At 71.9% G+C, this 19,519-nt stretch carries 25 protein-coding genes and 1 pseudogene; 13 read left to right on the top strand and 13 right to left on the bottom strand.

Going from position 1 to position 19,519, the window contains the following annotated elements; all coding sequences use genetic code 11:
- Nucleotides 1-103: 103 nt before the first annotated feature.
- The 3 genes from ASD19_RS04215 to ASD19_RS04225 all read right to left on the bottom strand — a co-directional run bounded on the left by ASD19_RS04215 (nucleotide 104) and on the right by ASD19_RS04225 (nucleotide 2,556).
- A complete protein-coding gene (locus tag ASD19_RS04215; RefSeq protein ID WP_156377105.1) occupies nucleotides 104-295 on the bottom strand; it encodes a hypothetical protein in 192 nt (63 codons plus the stop codon).
- Between the two features lie 245 nt (nucleotides 296-540).
- A complete protein-coding gene (locus ASD19_RS04220; protein WP_055988910.1) occupies nucleotides 541-957 on the bottom strand; it encodes an arsenate reductase ArsC in 417 nt (138 codons plus the stop codon).
- A 93-nt stretch (nucleotides 958-1,050) separates the two neighbouring features.
- Nucleotides 1,051-2,556 (bottom strand): SulP family inorganic anion transporter, encoded by a 1,506-nt coding sequence (locus tag ASD19_RS04225; RefSeq protein WP_055988911.1) that lies wholly within the window; start codon nucleotides 2,554-2,556, stop codon nucleotides 1,051-1,053.
- Nucleotides 2,557-2,723: 167 nt separating this feature from the next.
- On the opposite strand from ASD19_RS04225, the gene ASD19_RS04230 reads away from it, so the two are divergent.
- Nucleotides 2,724-3,077, top strand: a complete 354-nt coding sequence (locus ASD19_RS04230) for a MerR family transcriptional regulator (RefSeq protein WP_055988912.1) — start codon at nucleotides 2,724-2,726, stop codon at nucleotides 3,075-3,077.
- Nucleotides 3,078-3,163: 86 nt separating this feature from the next.
- Here ASD19_RS04230 and ASD19_RS04235 read toward each other — a convergent pair whose 3' ends face one another.
- The 3 genes from ASD19_RS04235 to ASD19_RS04245 all read right to left on the bottom strand — a co-directional run bounded on the left by ASD19_RS04235 (nucleotide 3,164) and on the right by ASD19_RS04245 (nucleotide 6,013).
- Complete coding sequence (locus tag ASD19_RS04235; protein ID WP_082542967.1) at nucleotides 3,164-4,033, bottom strand: metalloregulator ArsR/SmtB family transcription factor; 870 nt, start codon at nucleotides 4,031-4,033, stop codon at nucleotides 3,164-3,166.
- 160 nt (nucleotides 4,034-4,193) lie between these two features.
- Nucleotides 4,194-4,721: a GNAT family N-acetyltransferase gene (locus tag ASD19_RS04240; RefSeq protein WP_055988928.1), complete on the bottom strand. Its 528-nt coding sequence runs from the start codon at nucleotides 4,719-4,721 to the stop codon at nucleotides 4,194-4,196.
- Nucleotides 4,712-6,013: an NAD(P)-binding domain-containing protein gene (locus ASD19_RS04245; protein WP_055988913.1), complete on the bottom strand. Its 1,302-nt coding sequence runs from the start codon at nucleotides 6,011-6,013 to the stop codon at nucleotides 4,712-4,714. The genes ASD19_RS04240 and ASD19_RS04245 overlap by 10 nt, the downstream gene beginning before the upstream one ends.
- A 90-nt stretch (nucleotides 6,014-6,103) precedes the next feature.
- Between ASD19_RS04245 and ASD19_RS04250 the strand changes: the two genes are divergently transcribed.
- The 3 genes from ASD19_RS04250 (at nucleotide 6,104) to ASD19_RS04255 (ending at nucleotide 7,470) form a co-directional block, all read left to right on the top strand.
- Nucleotides 6,104-6,451, top strand: a complete 348-nt coding sequence (locus ASD19_RS04250) for an ArsR/SmtB family transcription factor (protein WP_055988914.1) — start codon at nucleotides 6,104-6,106, stop codon at nucleotides 6,449-6,451.
- A 375-nt stretch (nucleotides 6,452-6,826) separates the two neighbouring features.
- Nucleotides 6,827-7,036 carry a hypothetical protein gene (locus tag ASD19_RS14270; protein ID WP_156377106.1) on the top strand — a complete coding sequence of 70 codons (210 nt, stop codon included), beginning with the start codon at nucleotides 6,827-6,829 and terminating at the stop codon, nucleotides 7,034-7,036.
- A gap of 2 nt (nucleotides 7,037-7,038) precedes the next feature.
- Nucleotides 7,039-7,470 (top strand): DUF6098 family protein, encoded by a 432-nt coding sequence (locus tag ASD19_RS04255; RefSeq protein WP_235562966.1) that lies wholly within the window; start codon nucleotides 7,039-7,041, stop codon nucleotides 7,468-7,470.
- A 138-nt stretch (nucleotides 7,471-7,608) separates the two neighbouring features.
- Here the strand turns inward: ASD19_RS04255 and ASD19_RS04260 are convergent, their stop codons facing one another.
- Genes ASD19_RS04260 through ASD19_RS04270 form a run of 3 tightly spaced genes read right to left on the bottom strand, consistent with a single transcriptional unit; the run spans nucleotide 7,609 to nucleotide 10,720 of the window.
- A complete protein-coding gene (locus tag ASD19_RS04260) occupies nucleotides 7,609-8,454 on the bottom strand; it encodes a carbohydrate ABC transporter permease (RefSeq protein WP_235562967.1) in 846 nt (281 codons plus the stop codon).
- Nucleotides 8,451-9,347 carry a carbohydrate ABC transporter permease gene (locus ASD19_RS04265; RefSeq protein WP_055988915.1) on the bottom strand — a complete coding sequence of 299 codons (897 nt, stop codon included), beginning with the start codon at nucleotides 9,345-9,347 and terminating at the stop codon, nucleotides 8,451-8,453. The genes ASD19_RS04260 and ASD19_RS04265 overlap by 4 nt, the downstream gene beginning before the upstream one ends.
- On the bottom strand, nucleotides 9,344-10,720 hold the full coding sequence (locus ASD19_RS04270) for an ABC transporter substrate-binding protein (RefSeq protein ID WP_235562968.1): 1,377 nt from the start codon (nucleotides 10,718-10,720) through the stop codon (nucleotides 9,344-9,346). Before ASD19_RS04270 ends, ASD19_RS04265 begins: the two co-directional genes overlap by 4 nt.
- A gap of 305 nt (nucleotides 10,721-11,025) precedes the next feature.
- Here ASD19_RS04270 and ASD19_RS13950 point away from each other — a divergent pair.
- Nucleotides 11,026-11,373 (top strand): annotated as a pseudogene (locus ASD19_RS13950) (DUF892 family protein); the annotation flags it as partial.
- Nucleotides 11,374-11,457: 84 nt separating this feature from the next.
- Here ASD19_RS13950 and ASD19_RS04280 read toward each other — a convergent pair.
- Together ASD19_RS04280 and ASD19_RS14895 are read right to left on the bottom strand one after the other, a co-directional pair.
- Nucleotides 11,458-12,132, bottom strand: coding sequence for a DUF6766 family protein (locus tag ASD19_RS04280; RefSeq protein ID WP_055988918.1), 675 nt, complete (start codon nucleotides 12,130-12,132; stop codon nucleotides 11,458-11,460).
- 2 nt (nucleotides 12,133-12,134) lie between these two features.
- Nucleotides 12,135-12,263, bottom strand: coding sequence for a hypothetical protein (locus tag ASD19_RS14895; protein WP_268777923.1), 129 nt, complete (start codon nucleotides 12,261-12,263; stop codon nucleotides 12,135-12,137).
- Nucleotides 12,264-12,473: 210 nt separating this feature from the next.
- On the opposite strand from ASD19_RS14895, the gene ASD19_RS04285 reads away from it, so the two are divergent.
- On the top strand, nucleotides 12,474-12,950 hold the full coding sequence (locus ASD19_RS04285; protein WP_055988919.1) for an SRPBCC family protein: 477 nt from the start codon (nucleotides 12,474-12,476) through the stop codon (nucleotides 12,948-12,950).
- Nucleotides 12,951-13,068: 118 nt separating this feature from the next.
- Nucleotides 13,069-13,392: a DUF7882 family protein gene (locus tag ASD19_RS04290; RefSeq protein ID WP_055988920.1), complete on the top strand. Its 324-nt coding sequence runs from the start codon at nucleotides 13,069-13,071 to the stop codon at nucleotides 13,390-13,392.
- Nucleotides 13,393-13,470: 78 nt separating this feature from the next.
- Here the strand turns inward: ASD19_RS04290 and ASD19_RS04295 are convergent, their stop codons facing one another.
- Complete coding sequence (locus ASD19_RS04295) at nucleotides 13,471-13,827, bottom strand: DUF7882 family protein (RefSeq protein ID WP_055988921.1); 357 nt, start codon at nucleotides 13,825-13,827, stop codon at nucleotides 13,471-13,473.
- Between the two features lie 152 nt (nucleotides 13,828-13,979).
- Between ASD19_RS04295 and ASD19_RS04300 the strand changes: the two genes are divergently transcribed.
- From ASD19_RS04300 to ASD19_RS04310, 3 genes are all read left to right on the top strand, one after another.
- On the top strand, nucleotides 13,980-14,684 hold the full coding sequence (locus ASD19_RS04300) for a GTP pyrophosphokinase (protein WP_055988930.1): 705 nt from the start codon (nucleotides 13,980-13,982) through the stop codon (nucleotides 14,682-14,684).
- 75 nt (nucleotides 14,685-14,759) lie between these two features.
- Nucleotides 14,760-15,434 carry a ThuA domain-containing protein gene (locus tag ASD19_RS04305; protein WP_055988922.1) on the top strand — a complete coding sequence of 225 codons (675 nt, stop codon included), beginning with the start codon at nucleotides 14,760-14,762 and terminating at the stop codon, nucleotides 15,432-15,434.
- Nucleotides 15,431-15,925 carry a hypothetical protein gene (locus ASD19_RS04310; protein WP_055988931.1) on the top strand — a complete coding sequence of 165 codons (495 nt, stop codon included), beginning with the start codon at nucleotides 15,431-15,433 and terminating at the stop codon, nucleotides 15,923-15,925. Before ASD19_RS04305 ends, ASD19_RS04310 begins: the two co-directional genes overlap by 4 nt.
- Here ASD19_RS04310 and ASD19_RS04315 read toward each other — a convergent pair.
- Entirely contained in the window at nucleotides 15,922-16,644 is a 723-nt protein-coding gene (locus ASD19_RS04315) for a LysR family substrate-binding domain-containing protein (protein ID WP_082542969.1), read from the bottom strand. The two genes, ASD19_RS04310 and ASD19_RS04315, sit on opposite strands and share 4 nt — an antisense overlap.
- 128 nt (nucleotides 16,645-16,772) lie before the next feature.
- Here ASD19_RS04315 and ASD19_RS04320 point away from each other — a divergent pair, with 128 nt between their 5' ends.
- From ASD19_RS04320 to ASD19_RS04330, 3 genes are all read left to right on the top strand, one after another.
- Nucleotides 16,773-17,072 (top strand): hypothetical protein, encoded by a 300-nt coding sequence (locus ASD19_RS04320; RefSeq protein WP_055988923.1) that lies wholly within the window; start codon nucleotides 16,773-16,775, stop codon nucleotides 17,070-17,072.
- Nucleotides 17,073-17,224: 152 nt separating this feature from the next.
- Nucleotides 17,225-18,634, top strand: coding sequence for a MinD/ParA family ATP-binding protein (locus ASD19_RS04325; protein ID WP_055988924.1), 1,410 nt, complete (start codon nucleotides 17,225-17,227; stop codon nucleotides 18,632-18,634).
- A 336-nt stretch (nucleotides 18,635-18,970) separates the two neighbouring features.
- The gene (locus tag ASD19_RS04330; RefSeq protein WP_162246647.1) at nucleotides 18,971-19,420 is read left to right on the top strand and encodes a thermonuclease family protein; all 450 of its coding nucleotides are present in this window, start codon (nucleotides 18,971-18,973) and stop codon (nucleotides 19,418-19,420) included.
- The last annotated feature ends 99 nt before the right edge of the window (nucleotides 19,421-19,519 follow it).

Consider the following 19,519-nt stretch of genomic DNA (forward strand, 5'->3'; position numbering starts at 1 on the left):
AACCAGATTCCCACCGCGCACAACGGTTCTTGCCCGTCCGATGCCCCGAAAGATCATGCGATCTTTCGCGATCGATGAAGTATCGGCCCCCGCTCGTCGCGGATCAGGACCACCGGGCGATCAGCGCGCCCAGCAGCGCGACCCCCGCGGCCGCGATCGCGACCGCGCCGTAGCCGCCCGCGGCGGTCGCCGCGACGGGGCCGAGCGTCGGGCCGAGCGCCGCGACGATCGTGATGGGCGTGGCGAACACGCCGTTGATCGCGCCGTAGTCGCGCGTCCCCCAGCGCTCGGCCACCGCGGAGCCCTGCACGAGCGTCTGCGCGCCGCGCAGTCGCGCAGGCCGCGGATGCCCGCGTCGTCCCAGCTCTCCGGGTCGGGGAACACCCACTCGACCAGCTCGCCCCGCACCGGGCCGGGCAGCTGCAGGCCCGGCTTCATCGTGACGACCACGTCGGCCGTGGCGAGGTCCTCGGTCGTGACCGCGTGCGGGAGCGGGGGTGCGACGGCGGGTTCGGGTTCTCGGCGTCGCGTCGGGGGGGGTCAGTGGGCCGTCGCGGGCGCGATCTCGGCGATCAGGGCCTCGACGCGGGCCTTGATCTCGTCGCGGATGGGGCGCACGGCCTCGATGCCCTGGCCGGCCGGGTCGTCGAGCTGCCAGTCCTCGTAGCGCTTGCCGGGGAAGATCGGGCAGGCGTCGCCGCAGCCCATCGTGATGACGACGTCGGACTCCTTGACGGCCTCGACGGTCAGCACCTTGGGGGTGTTGCCGGCGATGTCGACGCCCTCCTCGGCCATGGCCTGCACCGCGACGGGGTTGATCTCGTCCTTGGGCGCCGAGCCGGCCGAGAGGACCTCGACCCGGTCGCCCGCGAGCGCCTGCAGCCATCCGGCGGCCATCTGCGAGCGCCCGGCGTTGTGGACGCACACGAACAGGACGGTGGGCTTGGTGGCGGTCATGGGCGCTCTCCTCGATCGGCGGGGTGTGCCTAAAGCATAGATCACGATCTATGTGTTGCGCCAGACCGGGATCGCCCCGCCGCGAAGGTGGGGTCAGTGCTCGCCACCGAGCCCTCCCGAGAGGCGGCCGTGGATGCCCGCGGTGGCCTCGTTCATCCCGACGATCTCGACCTCGGCGCCGTGGCGCTCGTACTTCGTGACGATCGCGTCGAGCGCGGCGACCGACGAGGCGTCCCACACGTGCGAGCGCGACATGTCGATCACGACGCGAGCCGGGTCGTCGACGTACTCGAACTGCGTGGTGAGGTCGTTCGACGACGCGAAGAACAGCTCGCCGTCGACCGTGTAGCGCGCCTCCGAGCCATCGGGTGCCACGGCGCGCTCGACCGTCGTGAAGTGCGCGACGCGGCGCGCGAACAGCACGGCCGCGACGATCACGCCGACGATCACGCCGATCGCGAGGTTGTGCGTGATGACCGTCAGCGCCACGGTCGTGACCATCACCGCGGTCTCGCTCTTCGGCATCCGCGAGAGGGTCGACGGCAGGATGCTGTGCCAGTCGAAGGTGAGCGCCGACACCATGATCATGACCGCCACGAGCGCCGCCATCGGGATGATCGCGACCACATCGCCGAGCGCCACGACCAGGATCAGCAGGAACACGCCCGCGAGGAAGGTCGAGATGCGGGTCCGGGCTCCCGACGCCTTGACGTTGATCATGGTCTGGCCGATCATCGCGCAGCCGCCCATGCCGCCGAACAGGCCGGAGAGCACGTTCGCGACGCCCTGGCCCCACGACTCCCGCGTCTTCGACGAGCGGGTGTCGGTGATGTCGTCCACGAGCTTCGCCGTCATGAGCGACTCGAGCAGGCCGACCGCCGCCATCGCGAGCGCGTACGGCCCGATGATCCCGAGCGTCTCGAGCGTGAGCGGCACGTTCGGGATGAGCAGGAACGGCAGGCTCTCGGGCAGCGCGCCCTGATCGCCCACGGTCGGCACGTCGATCGCGAACACCACGACGACGGCGGTGAGCAGCACGATCGCCACCAGCGGTGCGGGCACGGCGCGGGTCAGCTTCGGGAACAGCCACAGGAGCAGCAGGCCCGCGGCGACGAGCGGGTACACCATCCAGGGCACGTCGACGAGCTGCTCGAGCTGCGACAGGAAGATCAGGATGGCGAGCGCGTTCACGAAGCCGACCATCACGCTGCGCGGGATGAACCGCATCAGCTTCGCGACCCCGAGCAGGCCGAGCGCGACCTGGATGACGCCGGCCAGGATCACGGTGGCGAGCAGGTGGTCGAGGCCGTGGTCGCGCATCACGGGTGCGATCACGAGCGCCACCGCGCCGGTCGCCGCCGAGATCATGGCCGGGCGTCCGCCGAGGAACGCGATGGCGACCGCCATGACGAACGACGAGAACAGGCCGACCCGCGGGTCGACGCCCGCGATGATCGAGAACGCGATCGCCTCGGGGATCAGCGCCAGCGCCACCACGAGCCCGGCGAGCACCTCGCGCGTGAGCAGTCGCGGCGAGCGCAGCGCATCGCGCACGGAGGTCGCGAACCGGCCGTCGGCCGACGTCAGGACAGGGGGCATGGATCCTCCAGGGCGTGGGCAGGCGCGCGGGACGCAGGGGAGACCGCCGGATAATGGATGACTGCGCCGCGCGAGAGCCGCGGGCGCGCTCAACCCTACCGTAACGTGAGGGTTGAGCTCCGGGAGGGGGCCGCGTGCTGGATGACGACGCCGTGCGAAGCGGGACCATGCACATCGGCGAGCTCGCCGAGCGCGCAGAGCTGTCGCTGCGCACCATCCGGCACTACGACGAGATCGGCCTGCTCAAGCCCTCGGCGCGCACCGACGGCGGCTTCCGGCTCTACACGGAGCGCGACCTCGCACGCCTGCTGCTGATCCGCCGCATGAAGCCGCTCGGATACTCGCTCGAGCAGATGGCCGAGCTGCTGCGCATCGCCGACGGTCTCGATGCCGACCCGGAGCACGCGGTCGCGAGGGAGCGTCTGGCGCGCCTGATCGCCGACGCGGAGGAGCGCCGCGAGAAGGCGCGCGCCCAGCTCGCGATGGCCGACGAGTTCATCGAGCTGCTGCGCCGCCGCTGAGCGGCGCCGGGGTGCGAAGGTATGCGAAACGCACCTTCCGACGCCGCACCGCATGCATTTCGCATACCTTCCGGGCGTCGCCGGCGTCAGAGCAGCTCGTCCAGCAGAGCGCGGACGCGGCGCTCGACGTCGTCGCGGATGGGGCGCACGCCCTCGAGCGGCAGGCCCGCGGGATCCGCGAGATCCCAGTCCAGATAGCGGATGCCGGGGTACACCGGGCAGACGTCGCCGCAGCCCATCGTGACTACGACGTCCGCCGCGCGCACGGCCTCGTCGGTCAGGGGCTTCGGGAACTCCCCGCCGACCGTCACGCCGATCTCGTCGAGCGCGAGCGCGATGGTCGAGCGCATGTCGGGCGCCGGAAGCGACCCGGCGGTGCGCACGCGCACGCGATCCCCCGCGAGGTGCCGCAGGATGCCCGCCGCCAGCTGCGAGCGGCCCGCGTTCTGCACGCAGACGAACAGCACCTCGGGGCGGTCGCGGTGGGAGCGGTCCGCGCGCGCGAGGGCCTCGAGCCGTCCGGCGGCGAAGGCCGCCGTGCGCGAGGCGAGGTGCCGGGGCGGCTCGTCGCCGCGGGCGAGCAGGTCGCGGCTCTCGCGCACGTACGCCGCGACGGTCTCGGGACTGAAGACCCCGCGGAAGCGCAGCGCCAGGTCGGCCGCGATGCGGTCGAGGTCGGGTTCGGCGCCGCGCGGGGCGGCGCCCACGAGCTCGGCGACCGCGTCGACGCGATCGGGCGCGACCGAGAACCAGGCCCGGCGGCCGTCCTGCTCGCGCGTCACCAGACCCTCGGCGAGCAGCGCCTTCATGTGGTGGCTCACGGTCGGCTGGCGCAGCTCCAGGCGCTCGGCGAGCTCGCCGACGCGAGCGCGCCCGTCCGGTGCGTCGAGGATCAGCCGCAGGATGCGCGCGCGCGTCGGATCCGCGAGCGTCGCGAGCGAGCGTGCGGCATCCATAGATGCAAGTCTATGTGCGGTGGGAGCCGCCGGCGGCGCTCGGGGTGCTCGTTGGGCGACCGAGCGCCAGCGAGGGAGACGAAACGGTCGAAGCGTGCCGGCGGGTTCGACGCCGTTTCGACTCGCTTCGCTCGCTCAACGACCACGGGGGCGTCCTCGCTCAGTCGGGGCGGCGGCGTTCCAGCAGGATCGTGTCGAGCCACTCGCCCGTGTGCGGGCCCGCCTGGGCCTGCGCGATCCGCTCCCGGCGGCCGACCTCGCGGAAGCCCTCCGCGAGGTGCAGGCGGAAGCTCGCGGAGTTCTGCGGGAAGACCGACGACTGGATGGTCCAGTACCCAGCGGCGTCGGCCGCCGCGACGAAGGCCCGCAGCAGCGCGCGCCCGACGCCGCGCCCGCGCGCGGCCGACGCGATGTAGATCGAGTGCTCGATCACGCCGCGGTACACCGGCCGCGCCGAGACGGGCGAGGCGGCCGCCCAGCCGAGCACCGCGCCGGTCTCGTCGACGGCCACGAGCCGCGGCGCGGCGACCTTGCCCGCGTCGAACGCCTCCCACGACGGGGTCGCGGTCTCGAACGTGGCGACGCCCGTGTCGATGCCCTCCCGGTAGATGCGCTCGACCGCGGGCCAGTCCTCGGGCGTCAGGTCGCGGATCGAGATCACGGATCCATTCTCGGCCGTCAGCAGCATCCGCCCGCGGACGTCGAGCACACCCCGGTCGCGGGAAGCGTCAGCTCGACGCGCCCCGCCGACGCGGCGTCGCCCGCGAGCCACGCGACGACCGAGCGAACCTGCTCGTACCCGGTCTTGAGCAGGAACGTCGGCGCCCGGCCGTAGCTCTTCATGCCCACGATGAAGAAGCCCTGCTCGGGGTGCGCCAGCTCGCGGTACCCGTGCGGCGACACCGTGCCGCACGAGTGCACGTTGGGGTCGATGAGGGGCGCGAGGCGACGCGGCGCCTCGACGATGTCGTCGAGCTCGAGCCGCAGCTCGCGCAGCATGCCGAGGTCCGGCCGGAAGCCCGTCGCGGCCACCACCAGGTCGGTGTCGTGCGCCGCTGCCTCGCCCGCGCGCCGGCCGTGCAGGCGCACGCCGTCGCCGGCGGGCTCGGCGCGCAGGATCTCGAACCGGTCGAGCACCTCCACGCGGCCGTCCGCCACGAGACGTTCGAGCCGGGCGCCGAGCGCTCCGCGCCCCTCGAGCTCGTCGCCGCCGGTCGAGATCCGGGCGGCCGCCGCGTTGCGGATGAGCCACGTCACGCGGGTGCCCGGCTCGTCGCGCGCGAGCGACGCGAGGGCGATGAGCGTGTTCGCGGCGGAGTGCCCGGCGCCCACGACGGTCGTGTGGCGGCCGGCGAAGCGCTCCCGGTCGGCGCCGAGCACGTCGGGGAGGGCCGGAGCGACCCGGTCGGCGACCGCGTCCCAGCCGAGCGGGGCGAGCCCGCCCGACCCCAGCGGGTTCGCCTGTCCCCAGGTGCCCGAGGCGTCGATCACGGCGCTCGCGGTCTCGTCGACGATCGTGCCGTCCGCCAGCCGCAGGCGCAGGGCGAACGGCGCCCGGGAGCGACCCGCGGTGCGCGTCCGGTCCATGCCCTCGCGCGTCACGGCCAGCACCTCGACGCCCGTGCGCAGGTGCGGGGCGATCGCCGGATGTGCCGAGAGCGGCGCGACGTACTCGTCCACCAGTTCGCGACCGGAGGGGGCGCGCCCCGCGGCGGGCGCCTGCCATCCGGAGGCGCCGAGCAGTCGCACGGCGGCGTCGTCGACCAGGTGCTCCCACGGCGAGAACAGGCGCGTGTGGCCCCACTCGCGGATCGCGGCGCCGGCCGACTCGCCCTTCTCGAGCACGACGAACGGGATGTCGCGCTCGGTCAGGCGAGCGGCCGCGGCGAGCCCGATGGGCCCCGCGCCGATGATGGCGACGGGAAGCGCGTTCGCCCGCGCCGTCGCGGCGGGAGCGGGGGTGAGGTCGATGAGGGTCATGTGCGGCTCCTGGACAGGATATCGATGGCTGTCGATGTTCGAGTCTGCACCGCTCTATCGATGGATGTCAATATCGACTATGATCGATGCATGCCCGGTCCCGCACTCGACGTCATCCAGCCCGCCGGCGCGTGCTGCGCGCCGCTGCAGCGCGAGCCGCTCGCGGCCGCCGAGGCCGAGGACCTCGCGCGCACGATGAAGGCCCTCGCCGATCCGGCGAGGCTGCGACTGCTGTCCATCGTGGCGGCGAGCGAGGGTCAGGAGGCCTGCGTGTGCGACCTGATCGACCCGGTCGGGCTCGCGCAGCCGACGGTGTCGCATCACCTCCGGGTGCTGACCGAGGCGGGGTTCCTGGCGCGCAGCAAGCGCGGGACATGGGCCTACTACGCGCTGGTGCCCGGGGCGCTCGACCGCATCGCCGACGTCCTGCGGGGCTGATTCGCGCGGATTCCTCTCGATTCATAGGCGACTGTCTATGAATTAGCAGGTCGCGGCCGCCCGTCCCAGCGCTCCCCCCGCTCCGCGCGCGGTCTCGCCGCGCGAGCTCGCCGGCGAGTTCCTCGGATCGGCGCTGCTCGCCTCGGTCGTGATCGGCTCGGGGATCATGGCGGCCCGCCTGTCGCCCGCCGACGTGGGGCTCCAGCTGCGCGGGCATCGCGCCGAGCTCCGCACCGGCCTACATTGCGGCGCAGCTCGTCGGCGGTGCGATCGGCATCGCACTCGCCGCGTGGCTGATCCCGGCGCACAAGTCAACCCGTTGAGTGCGACCCCCGCGCGTCCTACCGTCGGAGCAGGACGACCGAAGGGGGCGCCATGCACACCGAACTGCCGCCGATCCACACCTGGTGGCCCGAGCTGCCGATCGACGGGAAGCACCTGCTCCTGGCCAACCTGGACGCGCAGCTGCCGCCGCCCCTGATCGCCGCGATCTCCGAGATCACGGGGAAGGACGTCGGGCAGGGCGCGCGCCTGACGGACGACGACCGCGCCTACATCGAGACGCAGTCGGAGCAGGTCGACTGAGGGTGACGCCCCCCGGCTCGCTGCCGAAGCTCGGCTCGCTCGCCGAGCTGGCGGAGTTCGTGCGCGGGCGCGACGCGTCGTACATCCGCTATTCGGAGGGCCCCGAGCACGACGCGGCCGAGCAGAGCCGCGACACCGAGAGCGGGCTCGATCTGCCCGGCCTGTCGGTCAACCCGCTGCATCCCGAGTCGTGGTGGACGCGTCCGCTCGAGGACTGGCTCGCCCGACAGGTGCGCCAGTACGCCGAGCTCGCCGAGAAGAACCCGGACCGGTTCGCGTGGGTGCTCGACGGCCGCACGGTCGGCCGCGGGCCCGACTGCGAGCCGCTGCTGGCCGACATCCGGCCCCTCGCCACGCTGACGCCCGAGCTGCTCGACGAGGCCGCCGAGCGCTACGAGCGCGCGTTCGACGCGCGCCGCGGCCCCGAGGACTGAGCGCCCGAACAGACGCCCGCGTCAGCCCTTCACGCCGCCGGCCGTCACGCCCTCGATGATGTGCTTCTGGCCGACGAAGAACAGCACGATCATGGGGATGGTCGTGATCACGCTCGCGGTCACGAGGATCTCCCAGTGCTACTCGCCGCCGAAGCCGAAGTTGTCGACGAGCGCCTTGAGTCCCCGCGGCACCGTGAAGTTGGCCGAGTCCCGCAGGTAGATCAGCGATCGCATCAGGTCGGTCCACACCGCCTGCACCTCGAACACGAGCGTCACCGCGATCGCGGGGCGGCTGAGCGGCAGCCCGATCCGCCAGAACACCTGCCACGGGTTGGCGCCGTCGACCCGGGCCGCGTCGAACAGGTCGCGCGGCAGCGACAGCATGAACTGGCGCAGCAGGAAGATGTAGAACGCGCTGCCGAACAGGTTGTGCGCCCACATCGGGATCAGCGTGTTCACCGTTCCGAGCGAGTTCCAGATCAGGAACGTGGGGATCATCGTGACGGCCCCCGGCAGCATCATCGACCCCAGCACGAGCGCGAACAGCGGCCCGCGCCCCCTGAACCGGTAGTACGCGAAGGCCCACGCGACCATCGCGCTGGAGAGCGTCACGGTGGTCGCCGCGAGGACCGTGACCAGCAGCGTGTTGGTGAGCCAGAGCGCGAGCGGCGCCTCCTGCCAGACCTGCACGTAGTTGTCGAGGATGAAGGTCTCGGGGATCAGCCGGTTGTCGAACACCTCGCCGCGCGGCTTGAACGAGGCGCTCACCAGCCACACGAACGGGTACAGGAAGACGACGCCCACCGCGGTCAGCGCGATCACGGTCAGGACGCGCCCCGCCCGCGTCTGTCGGCGCCGCGACGGGAGGCGCTTCCGGTGCACCGCGGGCTCGTCCTGCGCGTCGGCCGTCACCGGGGCGGCGACGAGGGCCTCGGCCTGACCGAGCGGCCCGGGCTTCCCCAGCGATCCGGACAGCGTGCTCATCGCGCGGTCCCTCCCTCGTAGTGGACCAGGCGCCGCGAGACGACCGCCTGGATCGCCGTGACGACCATGATCACCAGGAAGAGGAGCCACGCCATGGCGGCCGCGTACCCCATGTTGAGGAACTGGAACGCCTGCTGGAACAGGTAGATCACATAGAACAGGGCGGCGTCGTTGCCGTAGGTGGTGTTGCCGGCGCCGAAGAACGCGGTGTAGGCCTCGTCGAAGGTCTGCAGGCCCGCGATCGTGTTCACGACGACGATGAAGAACACGGCCGGGCTGATCATGGGCAGCGTCACGCTGAGGAACTGCCGCCACCATCCGGCGCCGTCGATGCGCGCCGACTCGTGCAGCTCATCCGGCACACCGCGCAGTGCGGCGAGCAGGATGAGGACGGACGCGCCGACCGTCCACAGGCTCATGATCACCAGACCCGGCTTCACCCAGGCCGGGTCGGTGGTCCAGGACGGCCCGTCGATCCCGACCGTGCCGAGCGCCGTGTTGAACAGGCCGTTCTGTCCGTTGAACAGCAGCAGGAACAGGATGCCCACCGCCACCGGCGGGGTCATCTTGGGCAGGAAGAACACGGTCCGGAAGAACCCGGACGCGCGTCCCGCTCGCGCCAGCAGCAGGGCCAGCGCGAGCGAGACGATCACGTACAGCGGCACCTGCACGACCGTGAAGAACAGGGTGTTCGACAGGGCCAGGGCCACCTTGGGGTCGGAGAACAGCTCCGCGTAGTTGTCGAAGCCGACGAACGTCGGATCGTTGATCACGTCGTAGTCGGTCAGCGACAGGTAGGCGCTGTAGATGAGGGGCCACGCGGTGAAGACCGCGAACCCGATCAGCCACGGCGACAGGAAGAGCAGCGCGGCGCGGTTCTCGCGCCGGGTCATCCCTCCTCCTGCGACTGCTCCATCTCGGCCCAGGCGTCGTCGGGCGCCTTCTGCGCGGTCTGCTGCGCCTCCGCCAGAGCGTCGGCGGGCTCAGCCTCGCCCGAGAGCACCGAGTTCACCGCATCCTGCATCGCCGACTCGAACTCCGCGTCGGCCGGGCTGGCGGGCAGCGCGAACGTGTGCTCGTTCGCCTCGTAGGTCGACGCGACCGCGGTGTCCCACGGCTCGCCGCCCGAGGTGACCATGCCCCGGATGAGCTCGTCGGCCTCGGCGTTGCCCGTCAGCAGGCCGGTGAAGGGCTTGCCCTCCTCCTCGCGCAGGTCCACGCGGGCCTGCGCGGCGGCCTCCCACGAGTCGACCGCGGTCATCACGCGCGCCCAGCGGCACGCGGCCTCCGGGTTGGCGGCGCCGGCCGGGATGGCCCACGCCGAGCCAGAGGAGAACGCGATCGGCTCGCCCTGACGGTCCTTGACCGTCGTGAACGCCATCGGCGCATCCGGCGAGACGTCGCCCAGCACGTTGATGTACCACTGCTCCATGGGCATCGCGCCGAGGAGGTCGGTCGCGAACTGGTTGCCCTCGCCGAAGAAGTCGGCCGAGTCGCGGTACGCCTTCACGTCGCCGAACCCGCCCTGCGCGTCGTAGATCGACACCGCCCACTCGAGCGCCTCGATCGCGCCCGGGTCGTCGAGGTTCGCCTCGCGGCCGTCGGCGCTGAGCAGGTCGACGCCGTTCGCCTTGGCCCACAGCGGGAAGAACTCGGGCAGCTTGCTGTCGTACCCGATCACGCTCAGCTTGCCCCCGTCCGAGCTCGTCAGCGCCTCGTTCGCCGCGCTCACGGCCTCCCAGTCGGACCCGTCGACGTCCGACAGCTCGAGGCTCGCCTGCTCGAGCAGGTCGGCGTTGGCCATCGTGACCTGCACGACGTTGAACTCCGGGATGCCGTAGACCTGGCCGTCGAGCGTGACCTGCTCGATCGCCGACTCCACGAACATCCCGGTGTCGATGCCCTCGCCCTCGATGCAGCGCTCGAGCGGGACGATCGCGCCGCGCGCCGCGAGCGATCCGATCTGGTCGCGGTTGGCGTAGATGAGGTCCGGCGGGTCGCCCGTCGCGGCCGCCGAGAGGAACTGCTGCAGGTCGAGCTCGCCCTCGGCGACCGAGACCTCGACCTCGCCGAGCGCCTCCTTCGCCAGGTCCATGCGGGTGGTCGCGACCTCGTCCACGCCGCCGAAGCCCATGACGCTGAGCTCGCCGGTGAGCTCGGCCTCCGAGTCGTACTCGGCGCCGGAGTCGTCGGCACCTCCCGTGCCGACCGCGCACGCGGTCGTGAGGACGAGGATCCCGCCCGCCATCAGCGCCGAGGCGGCCATTCGATTGCTTCTCATGTGATCCAGTCCCGTCGTCGCTCCCCCTGGAGCGACGCTAGGAGCGGTTCCCGGAGGCAAGAAGCGGCTTGACAGAAGCGCGCCTCGGCCGTACCCCCGCCCAGCGGGCGTGCGTAGCGGCGTATGCGGCCGGGCGCAATCCCCTGACGACGGCACGGCCGGCATGCCTACGGTCGACGACGTGCCGGCCGACCGCCGGCGACCGCAGACGCAAGGAGGACCACATGAGCCAGACCCACCTGGAGACCCCGGAGGACCTGCTGCGCTTCCAGCTGCGCACCGCCATGACGATGGAGGAGGACTCGCTCGCGGCGCTCGGCGAGCTCGCCGAGGCCGCGAAGTCGGCCGACATCAAGAAGCTCTTCACGCACCACGCGGAGGAGACCCGCGAGCAGATCGCGAACCTGCAGCAGGTCTTCACGCTCCTCGAGGTGCCCGAGTCGACCGCCGCGTCGCCCAGCACGAAGGGCATCGGCAAGCAGGCCGAGGCGCTCATCGCGCGCACGGCGCCCGAGCTGCGCGACCAGGTCACGCTCTCGGCGGCCCTCGGCAACGAGCACTACGAGATGGCGGCGTACGAGGCGCTCATCCTGCCGGTCCAGGTGCTCGGTGCGACCGACGCCCTCGCACTCCTGAAGGCCAACGCCGAGCAGGAGATCCACACGAGCCAGGAGCTGTCGAACCGGCTCAAGCAGCTGCTCCGCCCCTCTCCGCGTGCGGGCCTACTCCGACTCGAGCGCCGCGGTGCCGTTCGGGGTTCCGACGGGCTTGGACTCGGCCGAGCCGCGCTGGCGCAGGTAGATCGAGAAGGCGACCATGCAGCCGACCGCGAGGAACTCGGACTGCCAGTTCTGCAGCGTCCGGTTCCAGAACTCGGGACTCGCGACGTAGGACAGCCACGTCATCGGCAGCTCGCCGTGGTCCATCGCCTCCTGGTTCGCGACGACGAGCCCGCCGAGCGACTGCGCCCACCATGACAGCAGGAAGATCGTGCCCATCACGAGCAGCATCGAGTTCGCGAGCAGCCAGCGGCGCCACCCGTCCGCCCGCGCCCACGGCGGCGAGTCGGGGCGGGCGTGGCGTCCCACCATCTGGTCCTCGTCGGTGCCGAGCCCCTCGTCACCGGGCTTCTTCGACTCGGGCGACCCGCGCTGCACGAGCCACACCGTGGCGAGGATGAACAGGAAGAACTGCAGGAACTCCGACTGCCAGTTCTCCGACACGTCGACCAGGAACTCGGACGACGTCACGAACTCGCCCAGCGAGACGGGGGCCTGGTCGTGCCGGATGAGCTCCTCGTTCTCGTTCGCGTGGCCGACGAGCGCCTGTCCCAGCACCGTGAGCGCGAAGAGGGCCAGGAAGAACAGGCTCAGGGCGTTGTCCTTGACGGCGCGCATGCTCACCTCCCGGCCAGCGGCAGCACGATCATGACGGCGAGGCCCGCGATCACGATCGCCATCCAGCTCCAGAAGGCGAACCGCATGCCGGCGGTCTCCTCGACGGTCTCGTCGCTGTTCGTGTCTGACATGCCTGCACGCTACGAGCGCCGGGCGGCGGGTCGCCACGGGGTTGACAATCGGCGCCGCGGGCGAGAAGTGCTCCCGCTCAGTGAGCCGGAGGGGGGAAGGCGGGCGGGTTCTAATGACCGCTCCTGCCTACGTCAACCCCGTTCATGCCCGCGCGCGACGTGCCTAGCGTCGACTGCACAACGTGAGTGACCGAGCAATGGAGGCATGACATGACCACCACCCTGACCGCCGAGATCGACGTCGACGCCCCGGTCGACGTCGTCTACAACCAGTGGACCCAGTTCGAGTCGTTCCCGGAGTTCCTGGGCGCGGTGAAGGAGGTGCGGCAGATCGACGACGTGCGCACGCACTGGACGGTCAGCATCGCCGGCAAGGAGGAGGACTTCTACGCCGACATCGTGGACCAGGTGCCCGACTCGCACGTCGCGTGGCAGAGCACGGACGGGACCTTCCACGCCGGCCGCGTCGACTTCCAGCCGCACGGCAACGAGACGCGCGTGAAGCTGCGCATGGAGTGGGAGCCGGAGGGCTTCATCGAGAAGGTGGGCGCGGCCCTCAACATCGACGACGCGCAGGCTCAGCTCGATCTGCAGAGGTTCAAGAAGTTCATCGAGAGCCGCGGCGCCGAGACCGGCGGATGGCGCGGCGAGGTCCACGGACGACAGGAGACCAGTCCCGACCAGTGAAGCGGATGAGGGTCCCCGGCTCGTATACCGGTATCGATACCTTCGTTTAGGGTCACGAAGCGTCGTTCCGCGGGCCGCGGGACTGTCGCGCGCTCGCAAGGTGAGTATTGTCGCGACTATGGGGCGATTCATCTACGGAGCAGGCGGCGATTCGGTCGAGGTCGACGACCGGACCCTCGCGCATCTGCGCATCGTCGTCATGAACAAGCTGCGCCGAGGCGAGCCGTTCATGTACGACACCAAGCTGGGCGACGGGATCGGGCGGCGGAGCTTCTGGCTGCACCCGTCCGTGCCGCTCCAGTTCCACTTCTCGGGCGGCAGGGCGCCGCGCATCAATCGCGCGTGGCTCGACGAGATGATGAAGGCCGCGAGCGGGCCCAACGGGCTGACCGTCATGCCCGAGCCGCCGGACCCGGCGGACATCGGCTCCCCGGAGGAGTGACCCGAGAACCGCGAAGTCCCCGCCACGGCATCAGCCGGGCGGGGACTTCGCTTCGGGGGGAGGGCGGGTCTGAAGGGGTCAGGCCGCGGGCGTCGCGGCGGGAGCCGCCGGCTGGAGCGACGGTGAGGCCTCGCCGTGGACGTGCTCGGACACCAGGGTGATGCCGCCGAGCGCGTTGGCCGACTGCGCCAGCTCCTCGAGCCACTCGCGGTTCAGCTCGGGAGCCACGGCCGCGTCGAACTGGAAGCGCACGGGGATCGAGGGGTTCAGCCAGATGGTGCTGCGACCCGCACCGTCCTCCTCGGGGTGCTGCCACGACACCGGGAAGCTCTCCTGGCGACGGAGCTTGCTGACGACGACCACTTTGAGATGCGCCAGCGCTCGATCGTCGATGTGGATCGGCGTCGAGTCCGTGCCGTAGTGAAGGATGCCCATGTGGACCAGGATACGGGAAATCGTTGGGACCCTAACGGTCCTTCCTGGCGAGTGACGCAACGTGCGCGTGGGCCCGCGGAAACACGCGGGAGAGGTTCGGCTGCCTCCCGGCTCCCAGCCCACTCGTAGACCCGGCTCCTAGCGTGACGGGCATGACGTCCCTCCCGGTCGACGACGACCTGATCGAGCACGTCCGCGGGCTGCGCGACGAGATGACCCGGTTCCTCGCGGAGTACCGCTTCGGCATGCGTGAGATCGAGACGAAGATGTCGATCCTGCGCGAGGACTTCGAGCACGCCCACGCGTACAACCCGGTCGAGAACGTCAGCTGCCGGCTGAAGTCGCCGGACTCGATAGCCGAGAAGGTCGCCCGCAAGGGCATCGAGCCGGACCTCGAGTCCATCCGGGCTCAGATCACGGACATCGCCGGAGTGCGGGTCACATGCAGCTTCGTGCGTGACGTGTACCGGCTCTTCGAACTGCTGGTGTCCCAGGACGACGTCACGGTCCGCGAGGTGAAGGACTACATCGCGAACCCCAAGCCGAACGGCTACAAGAGCCTGCACGCGATCGTCGAGGTCCCGGTGTTCCTGTCCACCGGGACGGTGCACGTGCCCGTCGAGGTGCAGTTCCGGACGATCGCCATGGACTTCTGGGCGAGCCTCGAGCACAAGATCTACTACAAGTACGACAAGCAGGTGCCGACCCGGCTCACCGACAGCCTGCGAGAGGCCGCGATCACGGCCGCGGAGCTCGACGCGCGCATGGAGAGCCTCCATCGCGAGATCCACGGCGAGCACGCGGCGCCGGTCGCTCCGCTGCGCACGCTGCCGTCGGGCCGCGCATCCCACGCCTGAGGCGGCGTCACGCTTCCCCCGGGCGCGGCGCCGTCGCGTGCGCTGAGATGATCGACGAGACCGATCGGAGGCGGCATGTCGACGCAGACCACCCCGCGGGCACTGGTGGCCGTCGGAACCGGGCGCTATGCCGACCCGTGGCATCCGTTCGCGCGCACGGGCGCCGCGGTCGCGGACATCCTGCGCGGCGACGGCTTCGACGTCGACGTGGTGCCGGATGTCGACCGGGCGCTCGCCGCGCTCGTCGGCGTCGACCTGCTCGTGGTCGCGGCCGGGGATCCCTGGTGGGAGGGGGAGAGGATCGCGCCGCCGGCGGCCTCCGTCGACGGCCTCGCCGCCGCGCTCGCCCGCGGAATCGGGGTGCTCGCCCTGCACAGCGCAGTCGCGAGCCTCCGCGACCATCCGGAGTGGGCGCCGGCCGTGGGGGCGGTCTGGCTGCCGGGCACGTCGTTCCACCCGGCCGCCGGGGTCACGCGGATCCGGACCGAGGCGGACTGGGGCGAGGACTTCGACGTGCAGGACGAGCGGTACTGCCGCCTGCAGCCGATCGGCCGGTCGACGCCGGTCGCCTGGCACGAGGGGGACGAGGCGGGCACGGGCCCCGAGCCGGCCGCCTGGGTGCGCGAGCATGGCGCCGCGCGCATCGCGGTCGACGTGCTGGGACACGACGAGCGCTCGTACGAGCCGGAGGGGCACCGCGCCCTGGTCCGGCGGCTCGCGCGGTGGACGGTGGAGCGGGGCGCATCGTGAGGGACGACGTCTCGCGGCTGTTCGACGACGCCCGCGGCCGCCTCGCGGGGCTGCCGCGCGAGGCGCTCGGCGAGATCCGGGAGCCGGGACGCGTGCGCGCGGTGCTGGGCGCCGGACCGCGGATGACGCGGGTCGGCGACGCGTGGCGCGTGGGCGCGCTGCTGATCGGCGACACCGAGGTGCTCGAGGCCGACGAGGTGCTGCGCGCGCAGGATCCGGGGCGGCGCGGTTACGCGGCGGAGTCCGCGCGGCGGCGCGCCGAGCTGCGCGCCCTGGCGCTGCGCGGCGGGTTCGCGGCGGGCGAGACGGTGAACCTGGGCTGGCGCGCGATCGACCTGCCCGCCGTGGCCGCGGGCGGATCCGACGGCCCGCTCACCTGGGACGGCGACCGGGCGATGATCCGCTGGGCGGCGTCCGGTGCGCTGATGCCCCTCGCCTCCTACCTCGCGGAGCGCATCGACCTGCTGCGCGACCCTCCCGGCGGGGCCTAGCCGCGCGACGAGTTGGATGTGCGGCCGCGCACGATCCCCACGAAGGCGTCCACGTCGGGCGTGGTGCGGTCGGCGTGCCACGCGAGCGCCACGGACGAGACCGGCCCGCCGCGCAGCGGGCGGTACGTCACGTCGCGCCGGTGATGCAGGCGCGCGAGCGACATCGGCACGATCACGACGCCGACCCCGGCGGCCACGGTCGCGATCGCGTCGGCCGTGGTCTCGGGCGCCTCGAAGCGCGGCGGCTCCGTGCCGGGCAGCTCGAGCGTTCCGAGCACGTCGTCGCGCGGGGTGATCACGACCTCGCCCGCCAGATCCTCGGGGTCGAGCTCGTCCGCCGCGGTGAGCGCCGAGTCGACGGACGCGACCACGACCGGCTCCTCGTCGTACAGCGCGATCACGTGCAGGTCCTCGTGGTCGATGGGCAGCCGCACGATCGCCGCGTCCACGTCGCCGGCGAGGATGGACGTGCGTTGCTCCTCGGCGGCGAGCGGCACCAGCTCGAGCGCGACGTGCGGCATCCGCTCGCGCCAGCGGTCGATCCACTTGCCGGGCGTCGCGCCGGCCACCGCGCCCAGCCGGAAGGTGCGGGGCTCCTCCGGGGCGGGCCGCGGTGCGGGCCCGGGCTGCGGGCTCGGGACGCGCCGCTGAGGGGTGCGTGCGCGCGCCGTGCGCGCGGGAGCGCCGCGTCGCCTGCCGCCCCGTCCCGTCTGCGCCATTCCGCCAGATTACGCGGTGCCGCCTGGGGAGGCCTCCCCGCCGCCGCAGTCCCACACAGTGGGGGTGCGACCGCTACCCTGGCGCAGGGAGCGCGAGCGCGCTCCCGCAGATTCGGGAGGGAATCACCATGGGTTTCACGGAGTGGGCCAAGTCGGTCTTCGGCGGCGCCGAGCAGGCCGCGACCGAGGCGACCGCCAACGTCAAGGAGTTCGCCGCCGAGGCGACCGAGAACGTCAAGGAGTTCGCGACGGAGGCCACGGAGAACGTCAAGGAGTTCGCCGCCGAGGCGACCGAGAAGGTCAAGGACGTCTCGGAGGACGTCGTCGCCAAGGTGCAGGACGTCGCCGGCGACGCGACCGAGAAGGTCAAGGACGTCTTCGACGGCGACCAGCCCGCTGCGGGCCAGACCCAGACGCCCGGCGCCTGAGCCGAACCGCGAACGGGCCGATCCGTGCTGCGGGCGGCCCCGTTCCGTGCGCGGAGCTCGGATCGCGCGCGGGTACGGTTGATTCCGAGTTCTTTCACGCGGATCCGCACAGAATGCCAGGTCCCGCGTCGACGCACAGCCAAGGAGACCCCGTGACCGATCGCGACGACATCCCCGACCGGCCCCGCATCTCGGTCGTGACCGATGACGACGGGTCCGGAATGGTGACCGTCGACGGCTCCACCCGTCCGGTCAGCGCCCCGGACGCCGCGGGCGCCCGCAAGGCGGTGCTCGCGATGGTCGTCGAGGTCGCGCAGCAGTACGGCCGCCCGGTGCGGGTCGCGGCGAGCGGCAGCGACGGGCTGCGCACGCTGATCGTCGCTCCGGACGGCGCCGTCGAGGAGGCGATCGAGTCGCCCGCGCCCGCCGTCGTCTCCGGTCCGTCCGTGCTCGCGCCCGAGATCGTGACGAGCGTGCCGCGGTCCGCGCCGGCCGTCGCTGCCGCCGAGAGCCCCGCGCAGCCGGAGCCCGCGCCCGCCGGGCCCGCCCCGGTGTCGGCCGCGGCCGCCCCCGTCGACACCGAGTCGGTCGTGCCCGACGACGCGGGCGCGGAGCCGCTCACCCGACGTTCGGCCCGCCTGCTCACGGCCCGTGACTTCGCCGAGACCGCGGCGCCGACCAAGCCCATCCCCGCGACCGAGGGCTGGCGCGGATCCTTCAACCGCATGGGCTTCCGCCTCAAGCCGGGCAAGGAGGAGCAGGCGCGCCGCGACCGCCGCGAGACCATCCAGCGCGCGTTCTCGGGCCGCAAGACCATCGCGGTCATCGGCGAGAAGGGCGGCGTCGGCAAGACCACCACGACCTACCTGCTCGGCGCGACCCTCGGTCGCGTGCGCGGCGGCAGCGTGCTCGCGTGGGACAACAACGAGTACAAGGGCACGCTCGGCATCCGAGCCCTGCGCTCGCCCGACCACGACCACACCGCGATCGACCTGCTCAACCACGTGCAGCAGACGGATGCGCCGCTCAGCGCCGCCGACCTCATCGACTTCGTGCGCGCCCAGGGCGAGAACAAGTTCGACGTGCTCGCGTCGCAGAGCCTCGACGGCGACAGCGACGTGATCGACGAGGAGGCGTTCGGCCTGCTCCACGACACGCTCGCCCGCTCCTACCGCGTCATCATCGTCGACACCGGAAACAACTCGAAGGCCGGCACGTGGCAGTCCGCCGTCGCGGCCGCCGACGTGCTCGTGCTCACCACCATCGTCAAGGAGGACAGCGCCCGCACGCTCGCCTCGATGGCCGACACGCTCGTCGCGCACGGCCACGAGGAGAAGCTGCGCAACGCCGTCACCGTGATGAGCCACCCGTCGCCCACCAGCTACCCGGACCTCGAGCGCCGCCTGCTGCGGCACATGGGCGAGCTGACGCGCGAGGTCGTGTCCGTGCCGTTCGACCCCGCGCTCGACCGCGGCGACGTGATCGACTACGACGCGCTCAGCGACGAGTCGCGGGAGGCCTGGCTGGAGGTCACGGCGGCTGTCGCGGCGGGGCTGCGGTAGGTTCCGCTCCGGCTTCAGGGCCGCTTCGGCTCCGGGGTTCAGACCGCTCCGGCTCCGGGGGATCCGGTCGCGAACTTGGGGCCCGGGTCGCTTCGCTCCCCCCTAGTTCGCGACCGGACCCCCTTGCGCCTGCGCTCTGCCGCGGGGTGGTGCGCTGTGCCGCGGGGTGGTGCGCTGTGCCGCGGGGCGGGCGACAGCGGTCGAGGTGACGGGGGAGGGATGAGGGCCGGGATGCGGCGGGGACTGAGCGTGGTGGCGGCTGTTGTGGTCGTGGTCGGGGCCGCATTGGTGTGGTGGTCGGGCCTGCGGCCTGGGACCGGGACGCCTTCGGGAGGGGTGCCGGAGGGGGCCGAGCGGTGGGTCGTCGAGTATGTGCATGACGGCGACACGCTGAGCCTGGAGCGGGCCGACGGGGGTGTCGAGCGGGTGCGGCTGATCGGGGTGGATACGCCCGAGGGGCCGGGGGCGTCCGGGTCGGATGAGCCCGAGTGCGGGGCCGACGAGGCGCGCGAGGCGCTGCGGCGGATGGCGCCGGTGGGCGCGCCCGTGTGGGCGGCGGCGGACATCGAGGAGCGCGATCGGTACGGTCGTGCGCTGCTCTACGTGTGGACCCAGGACGGGACCTTCGTCAACCGGGAGCTGGTGGCATCCGGAGCGGGCGAGGCGATCCGGGTGGGGCGCAACGACGCGCACTACGCGGCGCTGCTCGCCGCACAGCACGATGCCCAGGCCGAGGGCCTGGGCATCTGGGGCATGTGCCCCGAGTTCTCGGGTGGTGAGCGCTAGGTGTACTGCCCAGGGACGTTGTTTGATCTGGCTTCCCTGATGTGACGAGAACCTCCCGGCAGAGTGGAGCTGCTACCGCATCCGCTCTGAACCAGGGAG

Origin of the sequence: Microbacterium sp. Root53, from assembly GCF_001426925.1 — a bacterium.
GTDB lineage: Bacteria > Actinomycetota > Actinomycetes > Actinomycetales > Microbacteriaceae > Microbacterium.